Origin of the sequence: Bacillus sp. EKM206B (genome assembly GCF_011066015.1) — a bacterium.
GTDB classification, from domain to species: domain Bacteria; phylum Bacillota; class Bacilli; order Bacillales; family Bacillaceae; genus Bacillus; species Bacillus velezensis.
The window spans coordinates 378,119-396,005 of record NZ_JAAMNL010000002.1; the positions used below are offsets into that span (position 1 = coordinate 378,119).

Genomic DNA, 17,887 nt, shown 5'->3' on the forward strand with positions numbered 1-17,887 from the left:
AAGAATGAACGAAGGAGGTTTCACATGACTTACGTAAATGAAATGAAGTCAAAGCACGGCGGGATCACCGCCCACATCGTAAAGACCGAGAAATTTAAAACCGTTTCGCTGACGTTTAAAATGCTGGCTCCTTTAACGAAAGAGCTCGTAACAAAAAGGGCGCTGTTTCCGCATGTGCTTCTGCGCGGAACAGAAAGCCGCCCGAAAACCGCTGATCTGCGGTCTTATTTTGATGAGCTGTACGGCACATCCGTTTCAGCTGATCTGACAAAAAAGGGAGAACGTCATGTCATTACGTTCAGGCTTGAGATTCCTAATGAAAAGTATCTGAAGGACCGCACACCGTTATTGGAAAAAGGCCTTCAGCTTTTATCAGAGCTTGTCTTTTCGCCCGCTTTGGAAAACGGCGCCTTCCTGCCCCTTTATGTCACGCAGGAAAAACGGACGCTGAAACAGCGGATTCAAGCCGTATATGATGATAAGATGAGATATTCTAATCTGCGTCTCGTTCAGGAAATGTGCAAAAGCGAACCGTATGCCCTTCACGTCAACGGCGAGTTCGATGATGTTGAACACATTACACCGCAAGATTTGTATGAAGCCTATCAAAAAGCCATACGCGAAGATCAGCTGGACCTGTACGTCATCGGCGATGTTGATACAGATCAGGTGAAAACGGCCGTTGATACGTATTTTAAAACGGAAGAACGGGAGCTTCAGCCTTTTGAAAGAAGCGCGGCGAATGAACAGCCCGATCCGAAGGAAGTCATTGATGAAGAGGACGTCAAGCAGGGCAAGCTGAATATCGGATTCCGGACCAATACGACATATACAGATCCGGATTATCCTGCATTGCAGGTGTTTAACGGGCTGTTCGGAGGTTTCTCTCATTCAAAGCTGTTTATAAATGTCCGTGAAAAAGCGAGCCTCGCCTATTATGCAGCCTCAAGGGTGGAAAGTTTCAAAGGGCTTTTGATGGTCATGTCGGGCATTGAGGTGAAAAATTACAAGCAGGCCGTCACCATCATTGAAGAACAGTTTCAGGCTATGCAAAACGGTGACTTTTCAGAAGATGATATCGCCCAAACGAAAGCCGTTATTAAAAATCAAGTATTAGAAACCATTGATACGGCATACGGTTTAGCGGAATTTCTGTATCAGCAGGCCTCAGCCCAAGTAGAGATACCGATCGAAAGATTCCTTGACAATATCGAGAAAGTGACAAAAGAGGACATTATCAATGTCGGAAAGAACATTAAGCTGGATACGACTTATTTCTTAAAAGGGACGGGGGGAGCATCTTGACTAAACCGATAAACTTCGAACAGCTTCAGGAAACGCTGTATCATGAAAAAATGGCAAACGGCCTTGATGTCTATGTGCTGCCGAAACAGGGCTTTAATAAAACATACGCTGTGTTTACGACAAAGTACGGTTCCATTGACAATCAATTCGTTCCTTTAAATAAGGAAGAAATGGTACACGTCCCTGACGGAATCGCGCATTTTCTGGAGCATAAACTGTTTGAAAAAGCGGACGGCGACGTGTTTCAGGACTTCAGTAAGCAGGGGGCGTCGGCAAATGCCTTTACATCATTTACACGAACCGCTTATCTGTTCTCCAGCACTTCTAATGTGGAGAAAAACCTGGAAACACTCGTAGATTTTGTTCAGGACCCGTATTTCACGGAAAAATCAGTTGAAAAAGAAAAAGGCATCATCGGACAGGAAATCAATATGTATGATGATAATCCGGATTGGCGGCTGTTTTTCGGCCTTATCGAAAATATGTATAAAGACCACCCCGTGAAAATTGACATTGCCGGAACGGTGGAGAGCATCTCACATATTACGAAAGATCTGCTGTATGAGTGCTATGAAACGTTTTATCACCCGAGCAATATGCTGCTCTTTATCGTCGGTCCCGTAGATCCTGAAGCGGTCATCAGCCAGGTGCGGGAAAACCAGGAGAAAAAGCCGTTTACAGACCAGCCTGAAATCAAACGTGAAGAAGTTCAGGAGCAGGAAGCGGTTTTCCGCCGGGAGCAGGAATTAAAAATGAACGTGCAAGGATCAAAATGTCTTGTCGGTTTAAAGGCGAAAGACCCTTATAAAACGGGGCAGGAGCTGTTGAAGCACGAGCTCAGCATGAACCTCATGCTTGAATGTCTCTTCGGAAAAAGCTCACCGCATTATGGTGACTTGTACGACAAAGGCTACATTGATGAAACTTTCAGCTTTGATTACACGGCTGAATACGGATTCGGTTTTGCCTCTGTCGGAGGAGATACACCGGAGCCGGATAAGCTCGCTGACGAATTAAAACACATGCTGCTTGATGCAAAATCAGCCGTGACTGCGGAAAAACTTGATCTTGCGAGAAAAAAGAAGATCGGGTCATTCTTAAAAGCGCTCAATTCGCCTGAATATATCGCCAACCAATTCACACGCTACGCCTTTTTAGATATGAGTCTGTTTGATGTCGTAACCGTACTGGAGCAGATTACGCTGGATGACGTAAAGCGGGTCATTAAAGAAGAAATATCAGAAGACAGGCTGACAGTCTGCAAAGTCGTGCCAAAATCATAACAAAAACATCCCTCACGCCCTGAGGGATGTTTTTCTGGGGAAAGAAGGAGTATTGATTGATGAAACAGACAGCGCTCGTAACCGGAGCAAGCGGCGGAATCGGACAAAGTATAAGTGAAGTCCTCGCAAAAAACGGATATGACGTCCTCTTGCATTATCATTCTAATAAGGAAGCCGCACAAAGGCTTGCGGAAAGGCTGAGCGCATCATTCGGCGTAAAAGCCTCCGTTATTCAGGCGGATCTGTCCTCACCGGATGGCGCGGAGACACTCAGCCGTTCTGTTAAGCAGCCTGTGGATGCTCTGATATTAAACAGCGGCAAAAGTCATTTCGGCCTGATTACGGACGTTACGGATGACACGGCGCGGGAGATGGTGCAGCTGCATGTAACGAGTCCGTTTCTTTTGGCGCGTAATCTGATGCCCGGCATGGTCCGGAAAAAAAGCGGGGGCATCGTCGCGATCGGTTCCGTCTGGGGAGAAACAGGCGCATCGTGCGAGGTATTATACAGCATGGTCAAGGGAGCGCAGCATTCGTTCGTCAAAGCGCTTGCCAAAGAGCTTGCTCCGAGCGGCGTCCGCGTGAATGCAGTCTCGCCGGGTGCCGTTGACACAAATATGCTTGATCAGTTCACGTCTGATGAAAAAGAAGCGTTGGCAGAGGAAATTCCCGCGGGCCGGCTGGCAAAGCCGGAGGAAATCGCCGAAGCGGCGGCCTTTTTATTATCGGACAAGGCTTCCTATATTACGGGGCATATATTATCCGTAAACGGCGGCTGGCACTGCTGAAAAAAATGTGTGTATAGTTTGCATCTGTACGGACAAAATAATTTTGTAACAACAGATGAAATGGAGGAACCCAACATGTCAGTATTAGAAAACTGGGATAATTGGAAGAATTTCCTTGGTGACAGATTGAACTATGCGCAGGAAAAAGGGATGAGTGATGAAACGATCACTGACCTCGCTACAGAAATCGGCGGTTACCTTGCGAACGAAGTCGACTCGAAAAACCATCAGGAAAAAGTGCTTGCTGATCTTTGGAGCGTTGCTTCTGAAGATGAACAGCGCGCCATCGCAAATATGATGGTGAAGCTTGTTGAAAATAACAGCACTCATTAAGAGGGGGGATTTCTCCTCTCTTTTTTTATGTTTTCCTCTATAGAGCAACATTCTTCTTTCTAATTAGAGAAAAATGTTTTATGATAAAGGAAGGTAAAAATTTGCCACAATGGAGGGGGTATATCATTTGGCAAAGCTCGAATGGTATTTTGAATATGAAATTCAAGTGAACCGCCCCGGCCTGCTCGGGGATATTTCATCTCTTCTCGGGATGCTGTCAATTAATATTGTCACAATTAACGGTGTCGACCTTTCCAGAAGGGGAATGCTGCTCAGATGCCGGCATATAGATCAAATTAAACGATTGGAATCAATTTTAAAAACAATGGAGACCATTAAAGTAACGAAGCTGAGAGAACCGAGGCTTCGCGACCGTCTCGCAGTGCGCCACGGAAGATACATTCAGCGTGATGCCGATGACAAAAAAACCTTCCGTTTTGAAAGGGACGAGCTCGGTCTTCTGGTTGACTTTATGGCCGAGCTGTTTAAAAAAGAAGGACACAAACTGATCGGAATCCGGGGAATGCCGAGGGTCGGAAAAACGGAGTCCATCGTTGCGTCAAGCGTCTGTGCCAGCAAAAGATGGCTTTTCGTATCATCAACGCTGCTAAAACAAACGATCCGGAGCCAGCTGGTTGCCGATGAATACAGCACGGAAAACGTGTTTATCCTCGACGGCATCGTTTCGACAAGACGGGGATCTGAGCGCCATCTTCAGCTCGTCAGTGAAATTATGCGGCTTCCGGCGACAAAGGTCGTGGAGCACCCCGATATTTTTGTTCAAAATTCGGAGTATACGCTCGATGATTTCGATTATATTATCGAACTCAGAAATGATCCTGACGAAGTTATTACATATGAACATGCAGAAGAACCGCAAATATTTGATCAGACCGGTTTTTCAAGCTTTGATTTTTAATATTGGAAGGTGTTTGTTGTGACAGAATTAGCAATCCGGCTTAAAGAAGCCAGAGAGGAAAAAGGGATGTCATTGGATGAACTCCAGGCGGCGACGAAAATTCAGAAAAGATACTTAACCGCTCTGGAAGAAGGCAATTATGACGTCATTCCCGGCAATTTTTATGTGCGGGCGTTTATCAAGCAATACGCTGAAGCTGTCGGGCTTGATTCAGATCAGTTATTTGAAGAATATAAAAAAGACATCCCTAACACGTACCATGACGATGTGTCGGAAAAAATCTCCGGTCTCGCCATGCAAAGGGAGCTTCCTAAGTCCGCTTCAAAGGCGGCGGAATGGCTTCCGACCGTCCTTGTCGTCATCGGTGTCATTATCGTCATCGCGATCATTTATGCGATTATTCAGCTCGGAATGAGCAAATCCGGGCAGACAGACGGAGATAAGGCAGTCACCCAAAGTGAGAGCAAGTATGAAATTCCTAAGGATTCTGCGCTGAAAAACGACGGCAATACAAATGACGAAGCGCAATCTGACAGCAAAAAAGACAAAAAGGACACAAAAGCGTCAGAGCAGAAGAAAGAAAAAAGCAGTGAAAAGACGGAGATCAAAGCGGCCGGAACGGAAGGCTCGGCTTCTTCATACAACGTCTCCGGGGCAGATAAGTATAAGCTTGAACTGATTGCTTCTGACAGCGCATGGATTCGCGTCCGTGATGACAGCGGCGGTTCTTTAAAAGAAGGAACACTGCAAAAAGGCGAAACCTTTAAAAAAGACGTCACGGATCAAAAGCAGATTGAAATCCGCACGGGCTATGCCCCTAACCTTAAAATTAAAATCAACGGAGAGGTTCTGTCCTATGAACTCAATCCGCATGATGTGATGGCGCAGACCATCACAATCAAGATGAAAAAATAAAAGGGGAAAAGTCATCTGAACGATTAAGATGACTTTTTCTTCACGTCCGAGTACATATATTGGAGGGGCTTTATGTTTAACTTACCGAATAAAATCACACTGGCAAGAATCGCTTTAATTCCTGTATTTATGATTATCATGCTTGTTCCTTTTCAGTGGGGCAGCGTTCATATAGGGGATGAATCGATTCCGGTCGCGCATCTTACAGGAGCTGTTTTGTTCATTATCGCATCAACGACTGACTGGGTGGATGGCTACTATGCCAGAAAACTGAACCTCGTGACAAACTTCGGGAAATTTTTAGATCCGCTGGCTGACAAACTGCTGGTGTCCGCGGCATTAATTACGCTTGTGCAGTTTGACCTTGCGCCGGCGTGGATGGTCATCATCATCATCAGCCGCGAATTTGCCGTAACGGGATTAAGACTTGTGCTGGCGGGAACGGGGGAAGTTGTAGCCGCCAATATGCTGGGGAAAATTAAAACATGGGCTCAGATCATCGCTGTTGCTGCGCTTTTGCTGCATAATCTTCCGTTTGAGCTCGTTTCTTTCCCGTTCGGCGATATCGCTTTATGGGTGGCCGTGCTTTTCACAGTCATTTCCGGCTGGGATTATTTTGCGAAGAACTGGGATGCGTTAAAAACATCTAACTAAGAAAGAAGGACTTAAAGATGGAAATAGCAAAAAAAGCAGAAATCATTGCAGTCGGCTCGGAGCTTCTGCTCGGCCAGATCGCCAATACGAACGCGCAGTTTATCAGTAAAGAGCTGGCGGAAATCGGTGTAAACGTGTTTTATCATACCGCTGTCGGTGACAATCCGGAGCGGCTTAAGCAAGTCATCCGCATTGCCGAAGAGCGCTCAGACCTGATTATTTTTTCAGGCGGCCTCGGACCGACCAAGGACGATTTGACGAAAGAAACCATTGCAAACACACTGGGGCGCCCGCTCGTTCTGAATGACGAAGCATTCCGGTCGATCGAAGAATATTTCGCGAAAACAAAACGGACCATGTCGCCGAATAACCGCAAACAGGCGCTCGTCATTGAGGGCTCAGACGTTTTGGCGAATCATTTCGGCATGGCGCCGGGAATGCTTGCAGAGCACGGCTCAAGGCTTTATATGCTGCTTCCCGGGCCGCCGAGCGAGCTGCGTCCGATGTTTGAAAATGAAGCGAAGCCGCTTCTTCTTAAAAAGCTTGGTTCTAATGAGAAAATCGTTTCAACCGTGCTGCGGTTTTTCGGAATCGGTGAATCCCAGCTTGAAGCTGATTTAGAAGATATCATTGATGCTCAGACGAACCCGACGATTGCGCCGCTCGCTGCTGACGGAGAGGTCACGCTGCGTTTAACGGCGAAACATGCCGACGAAAAAGAAACAGAACGGCTTTTAAAAGAAACGGAAGCTGCCATTTTAGAACGTGTCGGTGAATTTTTCTACGGATATGATGATACGTCTCTGGTGAAGGAGCTTTCAAAAGCATGCAGACAAAACGGAATTATGATTTCTTCTGCCGAAAGCTTTACAGGCGGCCTGTTTTCAGAGTGGGTGACTGATTTAAGCGGTGCGTCTCAACTATTTGCAGGGGGCGTTGTCTGTTATTCCGACAGCGTGAAACAGCATGTGCTCGGCGTGAAAGCTGAGACGCTCGCAGAAAGCGGAGCGGTCAGCAAAGAGTGTGCGAAAGAGCTTGCAGCCGGTGTGAGAAAGCTGACCGGAAGCGATATCGGCATCAGCTTTACCGGGGTGGCAGGTCCCGACCCGCAGGAAGGGCATGCGCCGGGCCGCGTCTTTATCGGCATTTCGGCGGAAGGAAAAGAAGAGGTCCACGAATTTAACTTTGCCGGCTCAAGAACCGGAATCAGAAAGCGCGCCGCTAAATACGGCTGCCATCTCATTTTGAAAATGCTGGATCAAAAATAAAGTTTTAAAGAGCCGTTTTCTCTGATTTTTAAGTTTTTCAAGGGAAATTATGCTCTTTTGCAGAAAAGCGAACGCGGAAAAAATCCGAATATGCGTTCGCTTTTTTCTTGGCAAATGCCAGTAAACAAGGTATAGTATATGTAGTGGCAAGATAAAGGAGGAAAAAATAAATGAGTGATCGTCAGGCAGCCTTAGATATGGCTCTTAAGCAAATAGAAAAACAATTCGGCAAAGGTTCCATCATGAAGCTCGGAGAAAAAACGGATACAAGAATTTCAACGGTGCCAAGCGGTTCCCTTGCACTTGATACCGCTCTCGGAATAGGCGGATACCCGCGCGGACGGATTATTGAAGTATACGGACCTGAAAGCTCAGGTAAAACGACTGTAGCGCTTCACGCAATCGCTGAGGTTCAGGAAAAAGGCGGACAGGCAGCATTTATTGATGCTGAGCATGCTCTTGATCCTGTTTACGCGCAAAAGCTCGGTGTCAATATCGAAGAGCTTCTGCTTTCTCAGCCGGATACGGGAGAGCAGGCGCTAGAGATTGCTGAAGCGCTGGTGCGAAGCGGAGCTGTTGATATCGTAGTCGTTGACTCTGTTGCGGCGCTTGTTCCAAAAGCTGAAATTGAAGGTGACATGGGTGATTCACACGTCGGTTTACAGGCGCGTCTCATGTCTCAGGCGCTCCGTAAGCTTTCCGGCGCCATCAATAAATCTAAAACAATCGCAATCTTTATTAACCAGATTCGTGAAAAAGTCGGCGTTATGTTCGGAAATCCGGAGACGACACCGGGCGGCCGCGCGCTGAAATTCTATTCTTCCGTGCGCCTTGAAGTGCGCCGTGCCGAGCAATTAAAGCATGGCAACGACGTCATGGGGAATAAAACGAGAATTAAAGTCGTAAAAAACAAAGTCGCTCCTCCGTTCCGTACGGCTGAAGTGGACATTATGTACGGTGAAGGAATCTCCAAAGAAGGGGAAATCATCGACCTTGGAACTGAACTGGATATCGTGCAAAAAAGCGGTTCGTGGTATTCTTATGAAGAAGAACGCCTCGGTCAGGGCCGTGAAAACGCCAAGCAGTTCTTAAAAGAAAATAAAGACATCATGCTGATGATTCAGGAACAAATCCGTGAATATTACGGTTTAGACAATAACGGTGTAACGGACAAAGCGGAAGAAGTTCAGGAAGAGATGGAATTAGAAGAATAAAAACACGATCAAAAGAGCGGAATAAGCAATTTCCGCTCTTTTTTTGTGTGTTTCAAAAAAACACTGGCTGTTTCGGAAAATTTTATCTGGAATGTTACAACTTTTTTCACTCTTCACTCGTCTAACATCATGGCGAAAGTTGAAATTATATCTGAGGAGGAAAAAAGATGACGAGCCCCCGCCGCACAAGAATAAATAAAAAAAGAAAGAAGAAGCTGATGAAAACGGGAGGGCTGTTTCTTTTTCTGCTGCTTGTCACTGTTTTTATTATGATCTGGACCGTCACGGCGCATCACCGGGAGAAGGAATCCGTTAAAAACGCTCCCGCCGCTCAATCTGATACTTCAAAAGACCAGACTCAACAGAAAAAAGAAAAGACGCAAAAAGAGAAAACACCTAAATCAATCGATCACAATAAACAGATCAGCAATTACTTGCAACAGATCGGGTTCAGCGGCACGGCAATGATCGTAAAAGATGGAAAAGTTGTGCTGAAAAAAGGCTTTGGCTATGCGGACCGAAAACAAAAAATTAAAAACAATCCGGAGACATCATATTATATCGGTTCTTCACAAAAAGCGTTAATCGCGACGGCTGTCCTGCAGCTTGAAGAAAAAGGGCTGCTGCAGACGAGTGACCCCGTCAGTACATACTTGCCGAATTTTCCTAACGGCACGCGCATTACATTGAAAAACCTGCTCAATCATACGTCCGGCATAAACGGGCATATTGAGGGACAGGGACCGATTTCTCCAATTGATTTAATCAAGGATATAGAATACCGCGGAATTAAACGGCAGCCCGGGGTTTGGGATTACAGGGATTCCAACTATTCAGTGCTTGCTTATATCGTATCCCAGGTCAGCGGGGAGTCTTATGAACAATATATAAAAGAACACGTGTTCAAACCGGCCGGAATGAAGCATGCCGGATTTTACAAAACATTTGCCAAAGCCAAATATCCTGCCGTCGGCTACAAAGTCGATGAGAGCGGCAGTCTTGTAACGCCGCATCTTTTGGACTTATCGCAGCTGTACGGGGCGGGCGATATGTATATGAGCGCTGAAGATCTCTATAAATTTGATAAAGCGATCGTAAACGGCACGCTCCTTTCAAAAGAAAGCTTCACAAAAATGTTTACAGCAGGAAGCAGTGCCGCTTACGGCATGGGGTTTTACATTGATCCGGGAAGCTATTCCAATCACGGTGTTATGCCCGGTTACAACATTTTGAACAGCTTCAGCCATTCGGCAAGCAAATATGTCATATTACTGTCAAACATTCAGAATAACGCCAAATTAGGACAGGTAAACAATAGAATTTACCAATTGCTTAACCAGCCGGACTAACAGAGCCGTCATTCACGAAAAGCGGATCTAGGTATGGTATGATATATACATGGGCGAAGATCCGAGCTGAAGGCGAATCGTTAAGCTGGCAAGCTTGACAAGTATTTCCGACACAATTACAATGAAGTTGTAACATTTGTTTTTTTAACATGATTGTTAAACCATTTAAACTTGACAAGGGCATGAGAGACTCATTCCCTGTGAAGGTTCTGTATGTTGAGAAAATCAGACAATGTACATGCCGGCACTTATTTAAGCAAAAACCAAGTTCATAGCAAGAGGAGGTGAAAGTATGACCCCAATGACGGTTCTCATCTCCATTTTGCTGACTCTGCTCGGTTTAGTTGTTGGCTACTATGTTCGTAAAACCATTGCCGAAGCAAAGATTGCGGGCGCACGCGGTGCTGCCGAGCAAATCCTTGAAGATGCAAAGCGTGATGCTGAAGCACTGAAAAAAGAAGCTCTGCTTGAAGCAAAGGACGAAATCCATACACTTCGAATAGATGCTGAACAGGAAGTTCGTGAAAGACGAAATGAGCTTCAAAAACAAGAAAACCGTTTACTTCAAAAAGAAGAAAATCTTGACCGTAAACATGAAGGAATTGATAAACGGGAAGCGATGTTGGAGAAGAAAGATCATTCTCTGAATGAACGACAACAACATATTGAAGAGATGGAAAGCAAAGTGGATGAGATGATTCGTATGCAGCAGTCAGAACTCGAACGCATTTCGAGCCTGACACGGGATGAAGCGAAACAAATCATTCTTGACCGGGTTGAAAATGAGCTTTCACATGACATCGCCATCATGACAAAAGAAACCGAAAACCGTGCGAAAGAAGAGGCAGATAAAAAGGCGAAAAACATTCTGTCGCTTGCTTTGCAGCGCTGTGCAGCAGATCATGTTGCCGAAACGACGGTATCGGTCGTCAATCTTCCGAATGATGAGATGAAAGGACGTATCATCGGCCGTGAAGGGCGTAACATTCGTACGCTTGAAACGCTTACAGGTATTGACCTGATTATTGATGACACACCTGAAGCAGTCATTCTTTCCGGATTTGATCCGATCAGACGGGAGACGGCAAGAATCGCTCTTGATAAACTCGTTCAGGATGGCCGTATTCACCCGGCGCGCATTGAAGAAATGGTTGAAAAATCCCGCCGTGAGGTAGATGACTATATCCGGGAAATGGGTGAGCAGACGACGTTTGAAGTCGGCGTTCACGGACTCCACCCGGATCTGATCAAGATCCTCGGCCGGTTGAAATTCCGTACAAGCTACGGGCAGAACGTACTGAAACATTCTATGGAAGTTGCGTTTTTAGCAGGTTTAATGGCTTCCGAGCTTGGAGAAGATGCAAAGCTTGCCAAGCGGGCCGGTCTTCTGCATGACATCGGAAAAGCAATTGACCATGAAGTGGAAGGAAGCCACGTGGAAATCGGAGTGGAGCTTGCGACCAAATATAAAGAGCATCCAGTCGTCATTAACAGTATTGCGTCACACCACGGAGACGAAGAGCCGACTTCCATTATCGCCGTTCTGGTCGCTGCCGCTGATGCACTGTCAGCCGCAAGACCGGGCGCGAGAAGTGAAACGCTCGAAAACTATATCCGCAGACTTGAAAAGCTTGAAGAAATCTCCGAGTCTTACGAAGGTGTTGAAAAATCATTTGCGATTCAGGCCGGCCGTGAAGTTCGCATCATGGTGAAGCCGGACTCCATTAATGATTTAGAAGCCCATCGTTTGGCACGTGATATCCGTAAACGAATTGAGGACGAGCTTGATTATCCGGGCCACATTAAAGTGACCGTAATCAGAGAAACTCGAGCCGTAGAGTATGCAAAATAAAGTGATGCTTAGCGCATCACTTTATTTTTTTGAGTCCCTGAAAAGGAAGGAATGGAATGTATGAGAATTTTATTTATCGGAGATGTTGTCGGTTCCCCGGGCCGCGACATGGTAAAAGAATATGTCCCGAAACTGAAAGCGAAACATAAACCGCATTTTACAATTATTAACGGAGAAAATGCAGCACACGGAAAAGGACTGACAGAAAAGATCTACCACAGCCTGATGGAAGCGGGAGCAGATGCCATTACAATGGGAAACCATACGTGGGATAAAAGAGAGATCTTCGACTTTATTGATGATGTGCCGCATCTTGTCCGGCCGGCGAACTTCCCGGAAGGTACGCCGGGCAAAGGCATTACCTATATTAAATCGAACGGAAAAGAGCTTGCCGTCATTAATTTACAGGGGCGGACGTTTCTTCCACCGCTTGATGATCCGTTTGCTAAAGCGGATGAATTAATAGAAGAAGCGAAAAAGCGCACGCCGTACATTTTTATTGATTTTCACGCCGAAGCGACAAGCGAAAAAATTGCGATCGGCTGGTACACAGACGGAAGAGCCTCTGCCGTGGTAGGCACCCATACACACGTGCAAACGGCAGATAACCGTATTTTGCCGAAAGGAACGGCATATATTACTGATGTAGGCATGACGGGTCCGTACGACGGGATTCTCGGTATGGACAGAGAAACGGTCATCAAGCGGTTTAAAACCAATCTTCCCGTCCGGTTTACGGTGGCGGAAGGTAAAACTACGCTGAGCGGAGTGCTCATTGACATCGACGATCAAACGAAAAAGGCCGTAAATATCGAACGGATATTAATCAATGATGACCATATGTTCTTTGAATAGGTGATCATGTGTTTATTTTATAAAAATATTAAAAGGAAAAGCAGGAATATAGCAACTTCTTAGTGAATATAGTAGAAATGGAAGGTAGCCCGCTATTTTTGAAAAGCATTGTGGGGATGGCTTTTTGGATAGCAACATCTAATAATGATTGTTCTAATGAACACTCACTTATCCATTGTAAAACTAAGGGGGAGCAGAAATGGAAATCTTAAAAGTTTCAGCAAAATCAAGTCCAAATTCAGTAGCAGGCGCGCTTGCCGGTGTATTGAGGGAACGCGGAGCCGCCGAAATTCAAGCAATTGGGGCGGGTGCCTTAAACCAGGCTGTTAAAGCGGTTGCGATTGCCAGAGGCTTTGTCGCGCCAAGCGGCGTAGATTTGATTTGTATTCCGGCTTTTACAGATATACAGATTGACGGAGAAGAAAGAACGGCGATTAAGTTAATCGTCGAACCCCGTTAAAAACAAAAACATGACATTCTCAACCTGCTTGCGTAAGGCGAGCGGGTTGTTTTTATTGTTGTCATATTTTCTCACAATATTATATTGATAGTACGAAGAGATGATAAATGGCTTTATTCATATAATATTCAAAAAAAATCCCGCCCATTTTTCCGGACGGAAGCAGTTGTTTTCTCGGAGTGGACACTGGTGTTTACCTCCTTTTTATATCATGTTACAATCCAGTTATTACAGTGTTTTTTCGAGGAGGAGTGTACATGTTGGGAGGAAAGATGAAAGCTATCGTCAAAAATGAAAACGCTTTCGGAGCAACTCTGAAAGAAATTCCCATACCTTCCATTAATGAGAATGAAGTTCTCATTAAAGTACAGGCCGCATCTATATGCGGTACAGATGTGCATATTTATAATTGGGATCAATGGGCTCAGAAACGAATCAAAACACCTCAAGTATTCGGACATGAATTCAGCGGTATCGTAGCGGAAACGGGCAAGCACGTCACAAATGTCAGAATAGGTGACTACGTTTCGGCTGAAACCCACTTCGTCTGCGGTACTTGTGTCCCTTGTTTAACAGGAAAACATCATGTGTGCACCCATACAAAGATCCTCGGCGTAGATACAGCCGGCTCCTTCGCTGAATATGTCAAAGTGCCGGCTCGAAATGTTTGGAAAAATCCCGCTGATATGGACCCAGCCGTCGCTTCTGTTCAAGAGCCGCTTGGCAACGCGGTGCATACGGTGCTGGAAAGCAGCCAGCTTGCGGGCGGTTCCGCTGCAATTATCGGCTGCGGACCGATCGGGCTGATGGCGGTGGCAGTGGCTAAAGCGGCCGGTGCATCCCGTATTGCGGCCATTGATAAAAATGATTATAGGCTGGCTCTTGCGAAGAAATTGGGAGCCACGATCACCATTTCAGCTGATAAGGAAGATCCGCTTGAGGTGATCGACACCTTAACAGGCGGAGAAGGGATCGACCTTGTCTGCGAAATGTCAGGCCACCCGGCAGCTATAGCACAAGGATTAAAGATGGCGGCCAACGGGGGAAGGTTCCATATGCTGAGTCTGCCGGAACGTCCGGTGACGGTTGACCTGACAAATGACGTGGTGTTTAAAGGACTTACCGTCCAAGGCATCACAGGCAGAAAAATGTTTGAAACATGGCGGCAGGTATCGCACCTGCTTGAATCCGGCCTTGTTGATCTGACGCCGGTGATCACGCATCAGTTTCCGCTTGAAGACTTTGAAAAAGGGTTTGACCTGATGAGAAAGGGCCAGTGCGGCAAAGTCATTTTGATTCCATAAGGGGAGGGTTCTATAATGAAAGAATTTGAATTTCTAAAAGCAGAGCTTGATAAAATGAAAGAAAATAAAACGTGGCAGCAAATGAAACAAATTGAAACGAAGCAGGGTCCGTCGGTGGAAGTCAAAGGGGAAAACGTGATACAGCTTTCATCGAACAATTATCTCGGTTTGACGTCGCATCCAAGGCTTGTCGAAGCGGCCAAACGCGCCGCGGAAGAATTCGGAGCGGGTACGGGGTCCGTCCGGACAATCGCCGGAACATTCACAATGCACAATGAGCTGGAGAAAAAATTGGCAAACTTTAAAAAAACAGAAGCGGCACTTGTTTTTCAATCGGGGTTCACAACGAATCAGGGCGTCTTATCAAGCATTCTTACAAAAGAGGATATCGTGATCTCTGACGAACTGAACCATGCTTCCATTATTGACGGGATCAGGCTGACGAAAGCAGATAAAAAGGTGTACCGCCATGTTGATATGGACGATTTGGAAAGGGTGCTGAAAAAATCAATGAATTACCGCATGCGCCTGATCGTCACCGACGGCGTATTCTCAATGGACGGCAACATCGCTCCTTTGCCTGACATCGTCAAACTTGCAGAGGCGTACGATGCCTTTGTGATGGTCGACGACGCGCATGCTTCCGGCGTACTCGGAAAAAACGGAAGGGGAACGGTTAATCACTTCGGGCTTGACGGAAGAGTCCACATACAGGTGGGCACATTAAGCAAAGCCATCGGAGTGCTTGGCGGTTACGCCGCAGGGTCGCAGGTTCTGATCGATTACCTGCGCCATAAAGGGCGTCCTTTCTTATTCAGCACTTCTCATCCGCCTGCGGTAACGGCCGCATGCATAGAAGCCATTGACGTCCTGCTGGAAGAGCCGGAGCATATGGAAAAGCTATGGGAGAACACGGCGTATTTCAAAGACAAACTGGTTCAAATGGGGCTGACCCTCACAAAAAGCGAAACACCGATCGTGCCGATATTAATAGGGGAGGAAGAAAAAGCCCAGGCATTATCAGACCTTTTATTGACCCGCGGCGTCTTTGCACAAAGCATCGTGTATCCGACGGTCGCCCAAGGAAAAGCGAGAATCCGCACCATTATTACGGCGGAGCATACAAAAGAGGAGCTTGACCGGGCCCTGGAAGTAATCCGTTCAGCCGCAAAAGAGCTGCAGCTTGTGTAAGGGGGGAAATGATTCCCTCTTTTTTATTTCTTATTGATTCTTATTCTCAATAAGGTGTACAATAATAGGCTGGCGGTTGTGCCAAACGCTTTTAACCAGTATACTTGAGGGTGGAAGTTTCGGTTGAAAGGAGACATTCGAACATGAATGAAAAGCAAAAGCAGGAAAGCGGACAAGTGAATCCGGCGGACAAAACATCCGAAAAGGATTACAGCAAGTATTTTGAAGCCGTATATATTCCGCCTTCTTTAAAAGATGCGAAAAAACGGGGCAAAGAATCCGTTCAATATCATAACGATTTTAAAATCTCAGAAGAATTTAAAGGCCTCGGTGAAGGCAGGAAATTTTATATCCGCACGTACGGATGCCAAATGAACGAGCATGATACGGAAGTCATGGCGGGTATTTTTATGGCGCTCGGTTATGAAGCGACAAATTCGGTTGATGACGCGAACGTTATTTTATTAAACACTTGCGCTATCCGGGAAAATGCTGAAAACAAAGTGTTCGGCGAGCTCGGCCATTTAAAGGCGCTCAAAAAAAATAACCCGGACTTGATTCTCGGCGTCTGCGGCTGCATGTCACAGGAAGAATCAGTCGTAAACCGCATCCTTAAGAAGCACCCGTTTGTCGATATGATTTTCGGCACGCACAACATTCACCGTCTGCCGGAACTGTTATCAGAGGCATATTTATCAAAAGAGATGGTCATTGAAGTGTGGTCGAAGGAAGGGGATGTCATTGAAAACCTTCCGAAAGTCCGCAACGGAAAAATTAAAGGCTGGGTCAACATTATGTACGGCTGTGACAAGTTCTGCACATACTGCATCGTACCGTATACCCGCGGAAAAGAACGAAGCCGCCGTCCTGAGGAAATTATCCAGGAAGTCAGAAGACTTGCAAGCGAAGGCTATAAAGAAATCACACTGCTCGGTCAAAACGTGAATGCGTACGGAAAAGATTTTGAGGATATGACGTACGGTCTCGGTGATTTAATGGACGAACTGCGCAAAATTGATATTCCGAGAATCCGATTCACGACGAGTCATCCGCGTGACTTTGATGATCATCTGATCGAAGTGCTCGCCAAAGGCGGCAACCTTCTTGACCATATCCATCTTCCGGTTCAATCAGGAAGCTCAGCGATGTTAAAAATGATGGCGCGCAAATATGACAGAGAACGCTATCTGGAGCTTGTCGGGAAAATTAAAGCGGCGATGCCGAACGCTTCACTGACGACTGATATTATTGTCGGTTTTCCGAATGAAACCGATGAACAATTTGAAGAAACGCTTTCGTTATATCGCGAAGTGGAATTTGACAGCGCATATACGTTTATTTACTCTCCTCGTGAAGGCACGCCGGCAGCGAAGATGAAAGACAATGTTCCGATGAGGGTCAAGAAAGAACGTCTTCAGCGCCTCAATGATTTGGTGAAAGAAATTTCAGCCAAAAAAATGAAGGAATATGAAGGCAGGACCGTCGAAGTATTAGTTGAGGGAGAAAGCAAAAATAACCCTGACATTCTTGCCGGCTATACGGAAAAAAGCAAGCTCGTCAACTTCAAAGGGCCGAAAGACGCCATCGGCAAGATTGTACGCGTCAAAATCGAACAGGCGAAAACATGGTCGCTTGACGGTGTGATGGCAGGAGAAGCAATCGAGGTGAAATAATAATGACGCTTTACTCAAAGAAAGACATTGTACAGCAGGCTAGGAACCTTGCGAAAATGATTTCTGAAACAGAAGAAGTTGATTTTTTCAAACGCGCCGAGGCGCAGATTAACGAAAATGAAAAAGTCTCTGCGATTATTAATCAGATTAAAACCCTGCAAAAGCAAGCCGTTAACCTGAAGCACTACGAAAAGCTTGAAGCGCTGAAACAAGTGGAAAGTAAAATTGACGCCCTGCAGGAAGAACTTGAAGGGATTCCGATCATTCAGGAATTCAGAGATTCCCAGATTGAGGTCAATGACCTTCTTCAGCTTGTCGCACATACGATCTCAAATCAGGTGACAAACGAAATCATTACATCTACCGGAGGCAACCTGCTGACGGGAGAAACCGGTTCAAAAGTAAAACATTCGAATAACAGCTGTTCTATTTAAACACGGGGCCTTCATCGGCCCGTGTTTTTTTGTTATTTGAGAACTAATTGTAATATGTACTAAATTTTCATTGACTCACCGTTTTGTCCC

At 45.9% G+C, this 17,887-nt stretch carries 17 protein-coding genes; all 17 read left to right on the forward strand.

Annotated features, from left to right (window positions below; all coding sequences use genetic code 11):
• Positions 1 to 24: 24 nt before the first annotated feature.
• Positions 25 to 1,305 carry an EF-P 5-aminopentanol modification-associated protein YfmF gene (yfmF, locus tag G9F50_RS05010; protein WP_012117578.1) on the forward strand — a complete coding sequence of 427 codons (1,281 nt, stop codon included), beginning with the start codon at positions 25 to 27 and terminating at the stop codon, positions 1,303 to 1,305.
• On the forward strand, positions 1,302 to 2,588 hold the full coding sequence (gene yfmH, locus G9F50_RS05015) for an EF-P 5-aminopentanol modification-associated protein YfmH (protein WP_060561679.1): 1,287 nt from the start codon (positions 1,302 to 1,304) through the stop codon (positions 2,586 to 2,588). The genes yfmF and yfmH overlap by 4 nt, the downstream gene beginning before the upstream one ends.
• A 59-nt stretch (positions 2,589 to 2,647) precedes the next feature.
• Positions 2,648 to 3,376, forward strand: coding sequence for an elongation factor P 5-aminopentanone reductase (gene ymfI, locus G9F50_RS05020; protein ID WP_060561678.1), 729 nt, complete (start codon positions 2,648 to 2,650; stop codon positions 3,374 to 3,376).
• 75 nt (positions 3,377 to 3,451) lie between these two features.
• Positions 3,452 to 3,709 (forward strand): DUF3243 domain-containing protein, encoded by a 258-nt coding sequence (locus tag G9F50_RS05025; protein WP_003154150.1) that lies wholly within the window; start codon positions 3,452 to 3,454, stop codon positions 3,707 to 3,709.
• A gap of 127 nt (positions 3,710 to 3,836) precedes the next feature.
• Positions 3,837 to 4,628 carry a DUF3388 domain-containing protein gene (locus G9F50_RS05030; protein WP_007409819.1) on the forward strand — a complete coding sequence of 264 codons (792 nt, stop codon included), beginning with the start codon at positions 3,837 to 3,839 and terminating at the stop codon, positions 4,626 to 4,628.
• Between the two features lie 18 nt (positions 4,629 to 4,646).
• Positions 4,647 to 5,543 carry a helix-turn-helix domain-containing protein gene (locus G9F50_RS05035; RefSeq protein ID WP_007409820.1) on the forward strand — a complete coding sequence of 299 codons (897 nt, stop codon included), beginning with the start codon at positions 4,647 to 4,649 and terminating at the stop codon, positions 5,541 to 5,543.
• 72 nt (positions 5,544 to 5,615) lie between these two features.
• Positions 5,616 to 6,197, forward strand: coding sequence for a CDP-diacylglycerol--glycerol-3-phosphate 3-phosphatidyltransferase (pgsA, locus tag G9F50_RS05040; protein ID WP_007409821.1), 582 nt, complete (start codon positions 5,616 to 5,618; stop codon positions 6,195 to 6,197).
• A gap of 17 nt (positions 6,198 to 6,214) precedes the next feature.
• Positions 6,215 to 7,465 (forward strand): competence/damage-inducible protein A, encoded by a 1,251-nt coding sequence (locus G9F50_RS05045; protein WP_165417692.1) that lies wholly within the window; start codon positions 6,215 to 6,217, stop codon positions 7,463 to 7,465.
• 170 nt (positions 7,466 to 7,635) lie between these two features.
• Positions 7,636 to 8,679, forward strand: a complete 1,044-nt coding sequence (gene recA, locus G9F50_RS05050) for a recombinase RecA (protein WP_060561677.1) — start codon at positions 7,636 to 7,638, stop codon at positions 8,677 to 8,679.
• A gap of 167 nt (positions 8,680 to 8,846) precedes the next feature.
• Positions 8,847 to 10,028: a serine hydrolase domain-containing protein gene (locus tag G9F50_RS05055; RefSeq protein ID WP_007409824.1), complete on the forward strand. Its 1,182-nt coding sequence runs from the start codon at positions 8,847 to 8,849 to the stop codon at positions 10,026 to 10,028.
• 292 nt (positions 10,029 to 10,320) lie between these two features.
• Entirely contained in the window at positions 10,321 to 11,880 is a 1,560-nt protein-coding gene (gene rny / locus G9F50_RS05060) for a ribonuclease Y (protein ID WP_003154140.1), read from the forward strand.
• A gap of 60 nt (positions 11,881 to 11,940) precedes the next feature.
• Positions 11,941 to 12,735, forward strand: a complete 795-nt coding sequence (locus G9F50_RS05065) for a TIGR00282 family metallophosphoesterase (protein WP_003154137.1) — start codon at positions 11,941 to 11,943, stop codon at positions 12,733 to 12,735.
• A gap of 199 nt (positions 12,736 to 12,934) precedes the next feature.
• A complete protein-coding gene (gene spoVS / locus G9F50_RS05070) occupies positions 12,935 to 13,195 on the forward strand; it encodes a stage V sporulation protein SpoVS (protein ID WP_003154135.1) in 261 nt (86 codons plus the stop codon).
• Between the two features lie 257 nt (positions 13,196 to 13,452).
• A complete protein-coding gene (gene tdh, locus G9F50_RS05075; RefSeq protein WP_060561676.1) occupies positions 13,453 to 14,499 on the forward strand; it encodes an L-threonine 3-dehydrogenase in 1,047 nt (348 codons plus the stop codon).
• Positions 14,500 to 14,511: 12 nt separating this feature from the next.
• Positions 14,512 to 15,690, forward strand: a complete 1,179-nt coding sequence (locus G9F50_RS05080) for a glycine C-acetyltransferase (RefSeq protein ID WP_029325912.1) — start codon at positions 14,512 to 14,514, stop codon at positions 15,688 to 15,690.
• Between the two features lie 143 nt (positions 15,691 to 15,833).
• Positions 15,834 to 17,363 carry a tRNA (N6-isopentenyl adenosine(37)-C2)-methylthiotransferase MiaB gene (gene miaB, locus G9F50_RS05085; RefSeq protein ID WP_012117585.1) on the forward strand — a complete coding sequence of 510 codons (1,530 nt, stop codon included), beginning with the start codon at positions 15,834 to 15,836 and terminating at the stop codon, positions 17,361 to 17,363.
• Positions 17,364 to 17,365: 2 nt separating this feature from the next.
• Positions 17,366 to 17,797, forward strand: coding sequence for a regulatory iron-sulfur-containing complex subunit RicA (gene ricA, locus G9F50_RS05090; protein ID WP_003154113.1), 432 nt, complete (start codon positions 17,366 to 17,368; stop codon positions 17,795 to 17,797).
• Positions 17,798 to 17,887: the final 90 nt, after the last annotated feature.

Bases quoted from the DNA above. Each gene is read 5' to 3' on its own strand.
- tdh (WP_060561676.1), top strand. From the start codon at position 13,453: ATGTTGGGAGGAAAGATGAAAGCTATCGTCAAAAATGAAAACGCTTTC.
- ymfI (WP_060561678.1), top strand. From the start codon at position 2,648: ATGAAACAGACAGCGCTCGTAACCGGAGCAAGCGGCGGAATCGGACAA.
- G9F50_RS05065 (WP_003154137.1), top strand. From the start codon at position 11,941: ATGAGAATTTTATTTATCGGAGATGTTGTCGGTTCCCCGGGCCGCGAC.
- G9F50_RS05055 (WP_007409824.1), top strand. From the start codon at position 8,847: ATGACGAGCCCCCGCCGCACAAGAATAAATAAAAAAAGAAAGAAGAAG.
- G9F50_RS05045 (WP_165417692.1), top strand. From the start codon at position 6,215: ATGGAAATAGCAAAAAAAGCAGAAATCATTGCAGTCGGCTCGGAGCTT.
- yfmF (WP_012117578.1), top strand. From the start codon at position 25: ATGACTTACGTAAATGAAATGAAGTCAAAGCACGGCGGGATCACCGCC.
- ricA (WP_003154113.1), top strand. From the start codon at position 17,366: ATGACGCTTTACTCAAAGAAAGACATTGTACAGCAGGCTAGGAACCTT.
- rny (WP_003154140.1), top strand. From the start codon at position 10,321: ATGACCCCAATGACGGTTCTCATCTCCATTTTGCTGACTCTGCTCGGT.
- miaB (WP_012117585.1), top strand. From the start codon at position 15,834: ATGAATGAAAAGCAAAAGCAGGAAAGCGGACAAGTGAATCCGGCGGAC.
- G9F50_RS05025 (WP_003154150.1), top strand. From the start codon at position 3,452: ATGTCAGTATTAGAAAACTGGGATAATTGGAAGAATTTCCTTGGTGAC.
- recA (WP_060561677.1), top strand. From the start codon at position 7,636: ATGAGTGATCGTCAGGCAGCCTTAGATATGGCTCTTAAGCAAATAGAA.
- pgsA (WP_007409821.1), top strand. From the start codon at position 5,616: ATGTTTAACTTACCGAATAAAATCACACTGGCAAGAATCGCTTTAATT.
- spoVS (WP_003154135.1), top strand. From the start codon at position 12,935: ATGGAAATCTTAAAAGTTTCAGCAAAATCAAGTCCAAATTCAGTAGCA.